The organism is Collinsella sp. AM44-11 (assembly GCF_003467145.1).
Taxonomy (GTDB): Bacteria; Actinomycetota; Coriobacteriia; order Coriobacteriales; family Coriobacteriaceae; genus Collinsella.
In genome coordinates this window covers 18656-33351 of sequence record NZ_QSFE01000011.1, presented here as the reverse complement: position 1 = coordinate 33351, position 14696 = coordinate 18656, and the positions used below count along the sequence as shown (strand labels likewise).

General features: G+C 58.2%; 15 protein-coding genes. 8 read left to right on the top strand and 7 right to left on the bottom strand.

What is annotated here, in order from left to right:
- Positions 1 to 55 precede the first annotated feature (55 nt).
- Positions 56 to 832, bottom strand: a complete 777-nt coding sequence (locus DW943_RS07775; RefSeq protein WP_117862703.1) for a radical SAM protein — start codon at positions 830 to 832, stop codon at positions 56 to 58.
- A gap of 225 nt (positions 833 to 1057) precedes the next feature.
- On the opposite strand from DW943_RS07775, the gene DW943_RS07770 reads away from it, so the two are divergent.
- The 8 genes from DW943_RS07770 (at position 1058) to DW943_RS07735 (ending at position 7985) form a co-directional block, all read left to right on the top strand.
- Complete coding sequence (locus DW943_RS07770; protein WP_117862681.1) at positions 1058 to 1855, top strand: alpha/beta fold hydrolase; 798 nt, start codon at positions 1058 to 1060, stop codon at positions 1853 to 1855.
- Between the two features lie 211 nt (positions 1856 to 2066).
- Positions 2067 to 3947, top strand: a complete 1881-nt coding sequence (locus DW943_RS07765) for a diguanylate cyclase (RefSeq protein WP_117862680.1) — start codon at positions 2067 to 2069, stop codon at positions 3945 to 3947.
- Positions 3948 to 3970: 23 nt separating this feature from the next.
- Positions 3971 to 4327 carry an Hpt domain-containing protein gene (locus DW943_RS07760; protein ID WP_055286833.1) on the top strand — a complete coding sequence of 119 codons (357 nt, stop codon included), beginning with the start codon at positions 3971 to 3973 and terminating at the stop codon, positions 4325 to 4327.
- A gap of 230 nt (positions 4328 to 4557) precedes the next feature.
- Complete coding sequence (locus DW943_RS07755; protein ID WP_117862679.1) at positions 4558 to 5118, top strand: hypothetical protein; 561 nt, start codon at positions 4558 to 4560, stop codon at positions 5116 to 5118.
- An 8-nt stretch (positions 5119 to 5126) separates the two neighbouring features.
- Positions 5127 to 5456 (top strand): helix-turn-helix transcriptional regulator, encoded by a 330-nt coding sequence (locus DW943_RS07750; protein WP_089572320.1) that lies wholly within the window; start codon positions 5127 to 5129, stop codon positions 5454 to 5456.
- 144 nt (positions 5457 to 5600) lie between these two features.
- Complete coding sequence (locus DW943_RS07745; protein WP_117862678.1) at positions 5601 to 6362, top strand: ABC transporter ATP-binding protein; 762 nt, start codon at positions 5601 to 5603, stop codon at positions 6360 to 6362.
- Positions 6359 to 7183 carry a hypothetical protein gene (locus tag DW943_RS07740; protein WP_117862677.1) on the top strand — a complete coding sequence of 275 codons (825 nt, stop codon included), beginning with the start codon at positions 6359 to 6361 and terminating at the stop codon, positions 7181 to 7183. Before DW943_RS07745 ends, DW943_RS07740 begins: the two co-directional genes overlap by 4 nt.
- The gene (locus DW943_RS07735) at positions 7167 to 7985 is read left to right on the top strand and encodes a hypothetical protein (protein ID WP_147348646.1); all 819 of its coding nucleotides are present in this window, start codon (positions 7167 to 7169) and stop codon (positions 7983 to 7985) included. The genes DW943_RS07740 and DW943_RS07735 overlap by 17 nt, the downstream gene beginning before the upstream one ends.
- Before the next feature lie 111 nt (positions 7986 to 8096).
- Here the strand turns inward: DW943_RS07735 and DW943_RS07730 are convergent, their stop codons facing one another.
- The 6 genes from DW943_RS07730 to DW943_RS07705 all read right to left on the bottom strand — a co-directional run bounded on the left by DW943_RS07730 (position 8097) and on the right by DW943_RS07705 (position 14654).
- Positions 8097 to 8906: a gamma-glutamyl-gamma-aminobutyrate hydrolase family protein gene (locus tag DW943_RS07730; protein WP_117637640.1), complete on the bottom strand. Its 810-nt coding sequence runs from the start codon at positions 8904 to 8906 to the stop codon at positions 8097 to 8099.
- Positions 8907 to 8958: 52 nt separating this feature from the next.
- A complete protein-coding gene (locus DW943_RS07725) occupies positions 8959 to 9723 on the bottom strand; it encodes an amino acid ABC transporter ATP-binding protein (RefSeq protein ID WP_089572310.1) in 765 nt (254 codons plus the stop codon).
- Positions 9724 to 9759: 36 nt separating this feature from the next.
- Positions 9760 to 10593 (bottom strand): amino acid ABC transporter permease, encoded by an 834-nt coding sequence (locus tag DW943_RS07720; protein WP_117758387.1) that lies wholly within the window; start codon positions 10591 to 10593, stop codon positions 9760 to 9762.
- Positions 10590 to 11249: an amino acid ABC transporter permease gene (locus DW943_RS07715; RefSeq protein WP_022094657.1), complete on the bottom strand. Its 660-nt coding sequence runs from the start codon at positions 11247 to 11249 to the stop codon at positions 10590 to 10592. Before DW943_RS07715 ends, DW943_RS07720 begins: the two co-directional genes overlap by 4 nt.
- A gap of 138 nt (positions 11250 to 11387) precedes the next feature.
- Positions 11388 to 12383 (bottom strand): glutamate ABC transporter substrate-binding protein, encoded by a 996-nt coding sequence (locus tag DW943_RS07710; protein WP_055251966.1) that lies wholly within the window; start codon positions 12381 to 12383, stop codon positions 11388 to 11390.
- Between the two features lie 489 nt (positions 12384 to 12872).
- Positions 12873 to 14654, bottom strand: a complete 1782-nt coding sequence (locus DW943_RS07705; protein ID WP_117862675.1) for a 1-deoxy-D-xylulose-5-phosphate synthase — start codon at positions 14652 to 14654, stop codon at positions 12873 to 12875.
- Positions 14655 to 14696: the final 42 nt, after the last annotated feature.

Sequence of the window (14696 nt, the reverse complement as noted above, 5' to 3'; positions counted from 1 at the left end):
ATATCACCGCAACTGATGGAGCGGGATGGCTGACACTAGCTGCTGCGTGGTTTTGCTAGTAGCTCACCTGGCAGGGGATGCCGAGGGCTTGGACGCGCGCGGCAATGGCGTCGAGCACCTCGGGCGCTGCTTTGGCAAGGCCGGCGACTGGTGTCTCGCGCGCGACCGTGTAGATGGTCGCCTCCTGCGGACGAATGCGCTCAAGCGCCGCGAGCCAGGGGGCAACATACTCCTCGCCGGTATTGTCGATGAGCTTGCCCTGATACTCGCCGGTCAAAAAGATCGTCTGGATAATAACGTGACCGTCAAAGCTTGCGAACGTCTCGATCTGGTGTTCGACGTTGTAGGGGCCAACAGGCTGGTCGAGCAGCTGGATAAACGCCGGGTCGACGGTATCGAGCTTAAGAATGTTGTCGTCGACCATCATGAGCGCGTCGTGCACCTCGGGGCGGCCGGCGCGTGTGCCGTTGGAGAGCACGGCGATCTTGGAGTTTGGGGCAAGCTCGTCGCGCAGTGCGACGGCACCGGCGATGGCCTGCGGAAACTCCGGCGCGGCGGTGGGCTCGCCGTTGCCGGCAAACGTGATCACATCGGGGAGCTCGCCCTCGGCTGCCATCTCGCGCAGCTTTGCCTCGAGCGCGTCGAGTACCTCGGCAGCTGTGTTGTACGGCTCGTGGCAGGGGCGCTCGGCGTTGAGGCCGTTCTCGCAGTAGATGCAGTCGAACGTGCAGATTTTGCCGCTGGCGGGCATCATGTTGACACCGAGCGAGAGGCCAAGGCGACGACTGCGAACGGGCCCAAAGATGGGGCTGGCATTCAAAAACGTAGACATAGGCATATGCTCCTCAAGACAATTGTGCCTAAGCATAGCATCGGCTCCAAAGCAAGGCGCGGGCTCTTGCTTTACAAGTTTCGTTTTTTCACGTCGCTCATGATGCCGTGCCATGAAAAGCCTCAGGTCGGGTACAGTTAATCTGTCAACAAGGTGTAAGGCAATGCGGGTCTATCCAACCGCACTGACGTGCAACTGGATGAGCATTGATGACGGGGGCACAACATGGATTTTACGGTCGAGAATGCGGGCACCACGATCGCCTGTCGCGAATATGTCGGCCCGGATGTGTCGCCTGATGCTCCTGCCTTGGTGTGCGTGCACGGCGCTTGTGTCGACGGCACATTTTTTGACGGTATCGCTTGTGAGCTCAGCCGCAACTACCGCGTAATTGCCTACGACCGCCGCGGCTGCGGTGGCAGCAGCGATGCGGCAGACGGCAGCTATGATCTTGCCGCTCAGGCCGCCGATCTGCAAGCCGTGATCGAACACGTTGGCGCTCCGACAAATGTGCTTGCGCACAGCGCCGGTACGTTGGTGGCGCTGGAGCTTCTTCGTACCGAACCCCATCTCGTCGCCCGTGCGATTCTGCATGAGCCGGCTGTGTCGGCCGAAGGCGTCGGCATGGGCGCAGCCCCGGTTTTGCTCGATATGATTGCGGCTGGAAAGGTTTCAAGGGCGCTCCGGCTTTTCTTGGGAGCCCTCGGCGACTTGGATCCCGAGGCTCCTGGGACGACCGAAGCGGAAGCCAAACATGCCCTGCGCAATGGTCGTTGCTTCATGGCCAATGAATACGGGATTACTATGACCTGCGTTCCCGATTGGGATAGCGTTCGCGCGTCAAAAACGGTGGCCGCCGTGCTCCTGGGCGAGCTCTCGATTGGCACGCCCCGCGAGGCTGGCACGCGAGCGGCTGCCGAATATCTCGATTGCCCTCTCGTGACGATCCCGGGCGCGCATAACGGTCTGCGCGATCGCCCGGCAGCGGCTGCCCGGGCTGTCCGTGGCATCCTGGGGCTCTAACACCCGCAATGGCCAAAGCAGGCTTCACCCGCAAACGTTTCGGCCGTGTTAACAAATGTGCTCAAAACCTCACGTCTGCGACTTCAATCGCGCCGCCTGCCAACTCATAAAACTGTAACAGCATTCACGTACTTACCTGCATCGACAAGGTGTTACCCTTGTAGCATTTGGAACCCACCGCTACCATGCGAAACTATCGAAAGGGCCCCATATGCTCAATAATCACGAGGTCAATCTAACCGATGAGGAGGCTGCCGCTGAGGTCGCCCGTGTCGCGAAGACCTACCCCGTGGTGCGTTTGCTGTCGGCCGATCAGATTAAGAGCGAGCCTAACTGCTTGCTCGCCGGCGATCGCTGCCCTTGTCTGCGTCAGTCGAGTCTTGAGGCCTTGGCAGACTCCGATGAGGTGTCGGAGCAACTGCTCAATGATGGCACTGAGTACCGCGCCCGTCTACGCCCTCTGAAGGTCGAGGGCGAGCCTCACGTCCTGCTGATGGTGCGTCCGGTCGATGAGCAGGAGGCTGCAGAAGAGGACCTTGTCTACACCGACGTGCTGACGAGCGTGCGCAATCGCCGATATTACGAGGAAAAGCTTCGCAGCGCCCGCATGAATGCCGGCGTTGCGATGATCGACGTTGATGATTTTAGGGCCTTCAACGATACGTGTGGCCGTCATGCCGGCGACCTTGCGCTCGGTGCTGTGGCGACAGCCATACGCAGCGGAATTCGTTCGACTGACGAGCTTGTGCGCTATGGCTGCGACAAGTTTGTGGTTGTCATGCCCAATATTCCCTCCGATGACTTCACCCGTCGCCTGCATCAGGTGTCCGATGCCGTTCATTCCACGATTATTCCGGGCCATGAGTACGTGAGCTTGACGGCATGTGTTGGTGGCGTTCGCATTCATGGCGAGACGGTCGATGAGGGCGTTGGCCGCGCTGCTCAGTTACTGAGCCGCGCTAAGGCAAAAGCCGGTACGGTCGTGACCGATGCCGATTCCATCGAGGCCTTCCAAAGCGAAAAGCCTTTGGTGCTTATCGCCGATGACTCCGAGATGAACCGAGCCATTCTCAGCGAGATGCTCAAGGACGAGCATTGCATCCTCGAGGCCGATAACGGTCGTGCGGCGCTCGACATGGTCGACCGCTATGGCGATGAGTTGTCGCTCGTGCTGCTGGACATTGTGATGCCGGGCATAAGCGGCTTTGAGGTGCTGGCCGATCTGTCGCGCCGATCGGGTATCGATAATCTGCCTGTCATCATGATTTCGAGCGAAGATTCCGATGATGCGGTTCTGCGCGCGTACGAGCTGGGCGCCTCGGACTATATCAACCGCCCGTTTGACTCCCGTGTCGTGCGCCGCCGCGTAAGCAACACCATCCGCCTGTACGCCAAACAGCGCCGCCTGACGAACCTGCTGTCCCAACAGTACAACGAGCGCGTCAAGAACAGTCGCATGCTCATCGACATCATGGCCGGCGTCATGGAGCTTCGCAACGGCGAGAGCGGTAGGCACGTTACGAACATCGAAAAGCTGACCGAGCTGCTGCTTGGCTATCTGGTCCAGCGTAGCGGCACGATCTCCCTCGACAATGAAGAACGCTCCACGATCGCCCTGGCTTCGGCGCTGCACGATATCGGCAAGATGTCGATTGACGATGCGATCCTCAACAAGCCCGGGCGCCTCACGCCCGAGGAATTCGAGATTATGAAGACGCATACCACGATTGGCGCCAACATGCTGCTCGAGCTGGGCAGCCATCACGCCGGCAATGCGCTTTTGGAATATGCGTACCAGATTGCGCGTTGGCACCACGAGCGCTGGGACGGCAGGGGTTATCCCGACGGTCTTAAGGGCGACGATATCCCCATCGCCGCACAGGTGGTTTCGGTGGCCGACGTGTACGATGCGCTGACGAGCGTGCGCGTGTACAAGGATGCCATCCCGCACGAGGAAGCGATCAAGATGATCCTGGACGGTAAGTGCGGCACCTTTAACCCGCTGTTGCTCGACTGCCTGCTCGAGGTGCAAGACCGTATTGCCGAGACGTTGGCACGCCCCGCCGACGTTGTCGCGTTTCCCACGATTTAGTTTGACCAAAGGAGTTTTAATCCATGATTTCCATGCGTGAGGCGTATGAGAAGATCGGCGCTAATTATGATGACGCGTGCGCTCGGCTGATGGGCGAGGAAATGCTTGCCCGCTTTGCCCTCAAGTTTTTGGATGACGAGAGCATGGACAAGCTGGAGGCCGCCATGGCGGCAGGAGACGCCGAAGGTGCGTTTATGGCAGCGCACACGCTCAAGGGCGTGAGCCAGAACCTGGGATTCGATAATCTGTACGAGCCGGCGGTCGTGGTGACCGAAGCGCTGCGCGGCGCCGATGCCGTTGACGGCGCTCGCGAGGGAATGCATGCGTTGCAGCAGCAATATGCGGCAACGATGTCGGCCCTGCGCGAGGCGGCCGAGTAAGAGGCTGTGAGCCTTGATGACTATGAGCGTGGACAATCTCCCGTTTTAGGCCCGGTGGCGGCCTCAAAGTGGGAGATTATCCACTCTCGTTCGATACGTGTCCAAAAATCCACTCTCACCCCTTCTGATTAGTGAATGGCCTATGCGCACTGGCGGGGCTTTCCGCATGCAATCCATATCGTTGTTCGATAAACTGTTCGAATAACGATAGAGTCGATGAGGGTGAGTGTATGTCCAACAGCGTTCAGCGTATGGCCAAGGCGGGCGAAAACATCAGGAAGCTTGGTTTTTGCATGACAGCCGTTTTTGCAGGGATGCTCGTCGCTTTTGCCGCGTTGGTTGTTTACGTGATCTGGTGTGCGGTTACAAACGTTGCTTCTGTCGATTCTTTCGGTGTCGTGACGCTTCTCAATGGCGGGTGCATCGTTATCCCAAGCGGACTGTGCCTGGCACTCGTCGTGGGTATTTCGCTTGTCGTTTTGTGCGGGATCAGCCGTAATATCTCTCGGGGCGTCTCGCCCTTTACCAAGACGCATGTGTGGCTTATCCGTGTTCTCGCGCTTGCCTTTGCTGTTAACGCCGCGGTTTCGCTTGTTGGTGCCTATGGATCGGTCAATCTCACCATTGGCGGACTGGAGCTTTACATCGTGCCTCATTCCTTCGTTATTGAGATTTGCCAAGGCGCTACCTTTGATGCGGGGTCGTTTATCGGCGCAGTTGTCTGTTTGTTTATCTCGGCGATCTGGAGTTATGCCTCGCTGCTCCAAGAGCAGTCTGACGAGCTTGTGTAGGAGGAAACATGAGCTATCTCATCATTGAGCTTGAGACGCAGCTGCTTAAGACCGGAAAGACCAGCGCTGATCTGATTCGGGCGACGGGGCATACTCCGGCTAATATTTCAAAGCTTAGAAACGGAAAGATAAAAGCTATTCGCCTAAAGACGCTTCTCGATATCTGTGATGAGCTTGATTGTCAACCGGGAGATATTATTCAGCGCGTGAGCGAGAAAGAGCTTGAGGAGCTTATTGTCGAACGCGCAAAAAATGTCGTGAGGCAGATGCGGGATGGCGGAGGCAACGAGGCGTCACTTCCGACATCAGTCTTTGCTGTAGATTTGAGTGACGAGTAGCTTAAGGCGAACAACTAAAACGAAATATCAGCGTGAAGGAACCCGTGTCTAAAACGGGTTCCTTCTTTTAGATTATCTTGACAAATATGAGTTATCGAAAAACAATAACAACTATGGAAAACGATAAAGGAAAGAAGGAACGATATGAGCGGTTTTGCTATCAAGCAGAACGGGAGGCCAATGAGCGCATCAACGATAAAGCTATCAAAGGTGTCAAAGCGCTATGGAAAACGGCGTGTGTTGCATGACGTTTCCTTCGAGGTGGGTCAGTCTGAGCTTTGCGCCCTTGTTGGTGCAAACGGGGCGGGTAAAAGTACGCTTATTAAAATAGTGCTGGGCCTCTGTGGGCCATCGTCGGGGAGTGTGGAGCTCTTTGGAGGCAAGTCGAAAAAAGAGCTGAGTCTGATGCGGACGCGTGTCGGCTATGTGCCAGATTCCAGCGGAGCATACCAATCCCTCAGTGCGGCTGAGAATCTTCGGATCCGATGTGCGGAATGGGGGCTCGATGAGAAACGTGAGGTTCCTCGCGTTTTGAGCCTTGTCGGGCTGGACGTCGATGAGAAAAAGAGCGTGGGCAGTTTTTCTCTGGGAATGAAACGGCGGCTGGATATAGCTACGGCTTTGTTGGGCGATACCGACGTACTCATTTTCGATGAGCCGGCAAATGGATTGGATCCGTTGGGCATCGAGAGTATATGGGCCCTTATCGGTCGATTGAATCAAGAACAGGGCAAAACCATGCTTATCTCTAGCCACGACTTGGATGAGCTGGCATCGGTTGCAACATGCTGCCTGTTTCTTCATGACGGCGAACTGCTGAAAAAGGAATCGATGGACGTCATAAGGGATGAGGCGTCGTCCTTAAAAGAGTATTACAGGCGCTTGATGAAGGCGGTCTCGCTATGAAGCGGGCGATCCATCCCATAAAGGCAGATATGATGCGTTTGCACAGGATATTTCCGGCGAAGTTTGGTCTTGCGCTTATGCTGGCGTTCGGCCTTCTCTTCGGCATCTTTCTAAAAAACGGAACAACGTTGCTCGCCTTTGGCTATGGCGTTTGTGGGGAGGATATTGGTTTCCTCTGGAATGCAATCGATCCTTCTGCGCCTGATGAGTCCCTTGCGCGCAGCGCTTTTGCCGGTACATCCCTGTTCGTTCCACTCATCGTTTGTTTGGTGCTTTTACAGGAGCATGGCTATAAAGAGGGGCACCGAATTTCTTCGGCAAGAGGTCTCAACCGCTTTTATGGGGCTCTAGCCCATGCATTTTCGTCTGCTTTAATAATTGGCGCAGCGTATAGCGCGCTTTGCCTTCTTCTTTTTGCAATAGCCATAATACGTGGAGGGCATAACTACTCGCACAACATACTAACTGTATTTTTGCCTGCAATGATAGTCAACGCCGTATTGGTGATATCGGTTGCGCTGGAGACGGTGACCATCTATCGGATAACGGGCAGCGCTGTATTGAGCGGGGCCGTGGTGATAGTTGGATTTGTCATGAGCTTGACGCTCTACGGAGCCTTCCTTCAGGCACCCATACCATCCTTGCGATGGATTTTCCTTCTTCCGGGGCCGTATCTTGGAGTCGGATGTGCCCTTGGGTATAGCGATATGGGCCAGCTGACGCTTCTGGGATATGGCGTGGCAGCCAGCTGTCTATCGGTATTGATTTACGCTCTCGTGAGCTTTCGTGCCGGGGGTGTGTTCAATGGCTCGTCAGATTAAAAGATTCCTCCATTCAGAATGGAAGCATGTGAGCAAATGGGCGTACGCCTTAATCCTGGTAATTTATGCGTGCATGGTGGTATTGCAGCTTAATTCTTTCCCGATGTGGCTCTGTGGCCTCCGTGAGAACAGTTTCTTGGGCTTTTTCCCAGACCCGACGCTTCGGCTATCGGCGGAGGATGCCCTTCTATTTGGTAATGCAGAGGTTTTTCGCGGTCTGCTGTTCAACGTAGCCCCGTTGGCTCATGCATTGTTCTTTCCGTTCATTGCTGCTTGTATTGTGCCGCGCTTTGTCAGTTCGGGCTTTGTCGAGGAACCGTGGGGGCTGTCGGAGGCCCGGGGAGGGAAGCGTGTGTGCGCTATCGTTGCGCGAGCGATGCTGTCTTCTTTCGCCCTTTTGGGCGCGTTTATCCTGACGAGTGTCGTTTTGTACTGTCTTAACTGCGCGATCGTTTTGGATGCTCAGCAGTATTTCAACCTGCATGTATTTTGCTATCGACTTGTTCTTGCTGCCGCCGCCTGCCTTGCATACGTGGTTTCTTGCGTAATCGTTGTTTCCTATTTTGGGTCCGGCTTCGGTCCGATTGGCATGCTGTTGCTTGTCAACGTTGTAGCGATCTACATACAGATCGGGGCCAATTCCATGCTTCCGCTTCCGGCCTCGATGCTCATGTGGATTTGCGGCGTGACCCCGTTGGAGGATAGTCAATGCACCTCGATTTTAATTGACTGCCTCATAAACGTAGCAAGCGTTTTTGCCATCTGCTTTACGGTCGACCGATTGTGGTCGAGATTTCTTTGATTGTTTGTGAGGGATAAACATACCGAGCGTATCAAATACAGGGGGGCGGGCACCGTGGCTGGTGTCCGCCCCCCCCTGGCATGGAAGGTTTAAGCCTGTGTGATTCGCGAGCTAGCGAGCCCGCTTAACCTTGGCCGCTGCCTCGACAAACGACTTCCACAGGTCAAAGTCGGTCTCGAGCGTCTTCCACGTGTACTCAGGGTGCCATTGCACGCCCAGGCAGAACGGCTGGCCTTCGACTTCGATGCACTCGGGCACGCCGTCGGTTGCCTTGGCGACCAAGCGCGTGCTTTTACCCAGACGATCGACGCAGCAGTGGTGTGCGGAGTTGGTCTGGATCAGCCTGTGCCCGCCAACCGCGCGCTCCAGCAGCGAGCCCGGCACGACCTCGACAGGATGCACAGGGTCGTTGAGCACGTGGGTATGGCGCCACTGCGTGCGGCCCTCGCGCGCGCCCAGGCTCGGCACGTCCATGCACAGGGTGCCGCCGGTGGCGACGTTGAGCAGCTGCGTGCCGCGGCAGGTGGTAAAGAGCGGCTTTTTGGCGCGGAGTACCTCGTCGACCAGCTTAAACTCAAAACTATCGCGGATTTCGCAGCAGAGGGTGGGGTCGTAGGGTCGATCATCGCCCCAACGTTTGGGATTGACATCGGGGCCGCCGGGAATGGCGATGCCGTCGGCGATGTCGACGTAATGACGGATGACCTCAATGTCCTCGGTGATGGACATCTGCAGCGGCAGGCCGCCGGCAGCAAGAATGGCATCGACAAAGACACTTGCGATTTCCTCGTTGGGGGAGAGTGTCTCGCTTAAAAACGGCTTTGCCTCTTCCCAGCGCGGCGCCACCAGGATGAGCGGACGGTCGGCGGGGTCGACGTTGACGTGCGGGGTGTATGACGATGAAGTGCGAGTTCCGATCATAGGTGTTGCTTTCGAGTTTGGATGGTCATGGCGAGCGGATATGGCAATTGGGCTAGTGGCCCTTGATGGAGTTGAGGAAGTCTTGGGCGCGCTTGGTCTGGGGATGGTCGAAGAACTCGTCGGGCGTGCCGGTTTCCACGATCTGGCCGTCGGCCATGAACACGACGCGGTCGGCAACGCGGCGGGCGAAGTTCATCTCGTGCGTAATGACGATCATCGTCATGCCCTGCTGGGCCAGGCGGACCATGACCTCGAGCACCTCGTTGATCATCTCGGGGTCAAGGGCACTCGTGGGCTCGTCGAAGAGCATGGCCTTGGGCTGCATGGCGAGCGAGCGGGCAATGGCCACGCGCTGCTGCTGGCCGCCCGAGAGCTGAGCGGGCACCTTGTCGGCCTGTTCGGCAACGCCCACGCGGCTCAGCAGGTCCATGGCGCGCTCACGAGCTTCCTCCTTGGACACGCCCAGCACGTCGACCGGCCCCAGCATGACGTTCTGCAGCACCGTCATATGCGCGAACAGGTTGAACTGCTGAAACACCATGCCCAGCTCGGCGCGCATGCGGGCAAGATCCTTGCCTTCCTGCGGCAGAGGCTCGCCCTCGATGAGGATCTCGCCCGAGTCGATGGTTTCCAGGCGGTTGATGGTTCGGCACATGGTCGACTTGCCCGAGCCTGAGGGGCCGATCACGACGACGACTTCGCCGCGGTCGACCGAGAGATTGATGTCGTTGAGGACGTGCAGATCGCCATAGTGCTTATCGACGTGCTTGAGCTCGATCAGCGGCTGATTACCGGTAGAAGAAGTGCTCTGTGCCATGGTGCTCGGCTCCTTATGACTCGAAATGGTAAATCGTTAGCGAATGATGGTCGCGCCGGTCTTGTGCGAAACGTAGACAGCGGCCTTGTTGATTGCGACGTTGATGAGGATATAGATGACCGCGATCACCAGGTAGACCGACACGAGGGCGTCGTAGTTGGTAATGAGCACGCGGGCGTTTTGCATAAGGTCGGGGTAGCTCACCACGTAGGCGACGGTGGTGTCTTTGACGACGACCACAAGCTGCGAAATCAACGACGGAATGATAAACCGAATAGCCTGCGGCAGGACGATTTTAAAGGTGATTTTAGCTTTGGAGAGACCGAGCGCCTGGGCGGCCTCGACCTGGCCGCGCGGCACGGCATTGACGCCGGCGCGGAAGATCTCGGCGAGTACGCCGGCCGCGGCGAGCGCGACGGGAAGCGTGAGCATCCAAAACGACGGCAGCGCGATCTTGTACTGGGGCAGCACCAAAAAGAAGAAGTAGATGAACAGCAGGCTCGGCACGCCACGGAAGAAATCGGTGAGCACGCGGCAGACCAGCTGTAGCGGCTTGATGTCGCTGGTACGGCCGAGCATGAGGGCTAAGCCCAGTACCAGCGCGATGGCGCCGGCGGTGAGCGCGACCTTTACTGTGCCCTCAAAACCGGCAAGCAGGAACTTCCAGGTGGTGAGGTGCGTAAAGAAGTACCAGTAATGGACCGAAAGCTGGCCGGTCACATAAAAGCGCTGCAGTACCAGAGCGATGAGCGCGGCCACGGCAACAAGTGAGATGGCGGTGCCGACGCGAATCTTGGCGCGCATCTTGGGGCCGGGAGCCTCGTAGAGCGCATCGCGCATGGTGAGCGCGGAGGTGGAGTGCTTGCTCATCGGAGGATCCTCACCTTCTTATCGATATAGTTGCCAATGTGGCTCACCACAAAGGCCGTGCCCAGGTAGCCGAGCGCCGAGATAAAGAACGCGGCGACGCCGCCGAGCGAGCGCGTGTTGATGTAGCTCACCACGCCGGTGAGCTCCTGCGGTTTAAGCGGCACCTGACTGCCGAGCGCGGTGGTGAGCATGACGGCGATAAAGAGGTTGGTCATGGGCAGCACGCTCGAGCGCAGCGCCTGCGGAATCACGATCTTGGCGAGGATACGGCTGAAGCTCATTCCCAGCGAGCGGGCGGCTTCCACCTGGCCGACACCGACGGTGTTGATGCCGCTCATAAAGTTCTCGGAGCCAAAGGCAGAACCCAAGAGCACTGTGGCGACGATGACGCAGGTGCGGTAGGGCAGGACGACCTTGAGCGGCGGCAGCGCGTAGACGACGATAATGAGCAGCGCGATGCCGGGGATGTTACGGAAGACCTGGACATACAGGTCGCCAAAGACGCGCAGCGGCTTGAGCGGCGACACGCGCATCACGGTGACGGCGACGGCCAGCACCATGGCGATGGCAAACGACTCAAGCGTCATGCCCCAGGTTGCTAGCAGCGCGTCGATATAGTTCTGGCCATAGAGCGACCAGAGCTCGGAGAGACTCATGCGGACCTCCCGCCGGTAAGGAAAGGGGCTCCCGTGTGTACGGAAGCCCCGACAACTCAGTGAGGAAACAGTTTAGCGCAATAAAGCGCATCGTGCGTTTCCGTATGGTTTCGTAGCGGCCGTTACTAGGCTTGCTGCCTAGGCGCCGATCTCGGGCAGCTCGGGAACATTGGTGTCGCCCGTACGGTCGCCAATGCAGATCTGCCACAGCTCGGTCCAGGTGCCGTCGTCCTCGATCTTCTTAAGGAAGTCGTTGACAAAGGCGACGCCGTCGGAATCGAGCGGCAGGCCGATACCATAGGGCTCCTTGCTGCCGAAGGGCTTGCCGGCGATCTTGTACTTACCGGGCTCGCGGACCAGGGCGCTCTGCTGCATGTTGTTATCGATGACGTAGGCGTCAACGCGGCCCTGCTGGAGTGCCTGGCGGGCCTCCTCGTCGGTCTTGAACTCCTGCTGGCTGGCCTTGGGGGCGAACTCCTCCAGGATGGCGGGGCCGTTGGAGCCGGACTGGACGGCGACGTTCTTGTCGGCCAGGTCGTCGACGCTCTTGATGTCGTCGTTATCGGCGAGCACCAGGATAGCCTGCTGGGTGTAGTAGTAGGGACCGGCGAAGGAGACGAGCTTCTTGCGCTCGTCAGTGATGGTGTAGGTGGCAAAGACAGCGTCGACCTGGCCGTTCTGCAGGACGGACTCGCGCGTGTCCGAGGTCACCTGGGTGATCTCGACCTTGTTCTCGCCCAGAATGTAGTTGGACAGGAGCTGTGCGATACCGGCGTCGAAGCCGCGGGTCTGACCGTCTTTCTCGTTGAGGAGGGAGAAAAGTGTGGAGGTCTGAACGCCACCGATCTTAAAGACACCGGCGTCCTTGACGGCCGTGGCCCAGGTGCTGGCGGCGATGGCGTCGTCATCGGCCTTGGGGCCGTTGTCGACGAGTTTGTCGAATGCCTTGGCATCGAGTATGGTGGAAGCCTCGGTATCTTCGGAGCTCTTGGAGGAGCCGGCGGCGGAACCCTTGTCGGCCTCGGCGCTGGTGTCGGAGCAGCCGGCAAGACCAAGGCCGGCAACGGTTGCGAAGGTGGCGGCGACAAAGCCGCGGCGGTCGAGAACGACCTGCTGGGAGAGGTTCTTGCTCATGGTAGAACACCTTTCTCAATAAAATCCCTAGCGGTTGAGTAGAGTTATACCCTATCGCGCTCAAATGGGTCAACACGAAATAACTCAGAAACATACTTACCTTATGGGTAATTCTTCCTACCTAAAAGGGACAGGTTTATTTTGGTAGGTTTTATCTGGGAAAACGTCGGTTATTGCTGCTGAGATGACGTTTTGCGGTCGGCGTGGCCGCTCGCGGCGGTCGTTATAATGGCGGCAACGCGACATATATATAAGTAAGGAGATCGCGTATGAACGATTATTCGTTTTTCGCGCCGACCGTGACCTAAAACCACCACAAAGGGGACAGGCACCTTTGTGGTGGTTTGGGCTGGTACGGCGGCCGGTCTCGTTGTTTTGTCTAGATCTGTAACGGGTAGACGAGGATTTGTACGCTAGGTGTTACAGATTGAGATAATCGCGTCGCGAAAATAAAAACCTCCGCATGGGTGCTTCCCTTGCGGAGGTTTTTTACTCGTTGAGTAGCCTTACGGCCTCGGCGGCCATGTTCTCGACCGTCATGCCGTTCTGAGCGAGCAACTCGTTGGGGTCGTAGCGGTCGGGGAAGCCCTTGGCGATGCCAAAGGTGCGCGTGCGCACGGGCGTGCAGGCCAAGTAGCACGCGACACGCTCGCCCCAGCCACCGTCCAAGATGCCGTCCTCGAGAGTGACGACAACGCGATGCTCGGCGGCAAGACTGTCGAGGAACTCGCGGTCGAGCTCGGTTGCATAGCGCGGGTTGACAAGCGTGGCCTCGATGCCGTACTCGGCGGTCAGACGGTTTGCCACGCGCTCGCCCAGCTCAAAGAAATCGCCGAGCGCGAGCACTGCTACGTCTCGACCCTGGCGCACCACGTTGTAGCGAACGGCGCTGTAGTCGGTGTCTTCGGCAGGCGCAAGGTCGGGACGGCTTACCAGGCCGATGCCCGGTACACGAATCGCCACGGGATGCTCGCGGTGGTCGAGCGACCAGCTCAGCATGGACAGATATTCCTCCATGCAGGCCGGCGCCAAGTAGTGCATGTTGGGAAGACCGCCCAGCATGGAAATATCAAAGAACGAGAGGTGCGTCTCGGACGTGGTGCCAAAGATCGACGCACCAAACACCAAAATGGTCGCCGGGGCGTCGTTGAGGCACAGGTCGTGCCATAGCTCGTCGTAGGCGCGCTGCAAAAACGTGCCGTACACACCAAAGACTGGCTTGGCGCCCGAGCGCGCAAGCGCGGTGGCAAAGGTCACGGCGTGCTCCTCGGCAATGCCCACGTCAACAAACTGCTTGCCTGCCGCGGCGCGAAGCTCGGGCGTAAAGCCCATGATGTAGGGCGTTGCGGCCGTGATGCCCACAACCTGCGGATCGCGCTCTATGGCAGCGCTCAGGGCCTCGCCCGTAATGTCGGCATAGGTGCGCGGCGCAGGCTCGCTCGGATGGCCCGGGCAGAGCTTGCGCCCAGTCGCCATGTCAAACGGACCTACATGATGCCAGCGCTCGGGGTCGCTCTGGGCTGGCTCAAAGCCCTTGCCCTTGGCGGTCGAGACGTGCAGCACGATGGGGTGATCGATATCGCGCAGCTCCTGCAGCGCGTCGACGAGGGCCAACACATCGTTGCCGGCGTCTAAATAGCGGTAGTCGAGCCCCATCGCGCGGAAAACGTTGCGCCTGCAGGTGCCGTTGCTGGCGCGCAGCTCGGCCAGATTGCGATACAGGCCACCGTGGTTCTCGGCAATGGACTGGTCGTTGTCATTGACGACGATGATCAAGTTGCTGTCGAGCTCGGCGGCATTGTTGAAGCCCTCAAACGCCAGACCGCCCGAAAGCGAACCGTCGCCAATGATGGTGATGACGTTGTACGCATCGCCCGCCAGGTCACGAGCGTGCGCCAAGCCGCAGCCCAGGCTCACCGATGTAGAGGTGTGGCCCATGGCGAACAGGTCGTGTTCGGACTCGTCGGGATTGGCAAAGCCAGAGGCCTCGCCGTAGCGTGCCGGGTCGATATAAGTGTACGCGCGCCCAGTCAGCGCCTTGTGGGCATAGGTCTGGTGCGATACGTCAAAGACAATTTTGTCGGTGGGGGAGTTAAACACGCGATGAAGCGCAACCGTAAGCTCAACGACGCCCAGGTTGGGGGCAACGTGCCCGCCGACGGCGGCGGAGCTTTCGAGGATGGCGTGGCGGATCTCGCCGCAGAGCAGCGGAAGCTCGGCGCGATCGAGAGCCTTGACGTCCTCGGGCGTTGTCGTTTGCGTAAGCAGCATCGTTGTGGGTTACTCCATGCGAATCGTGCGCCGGCACTCCCT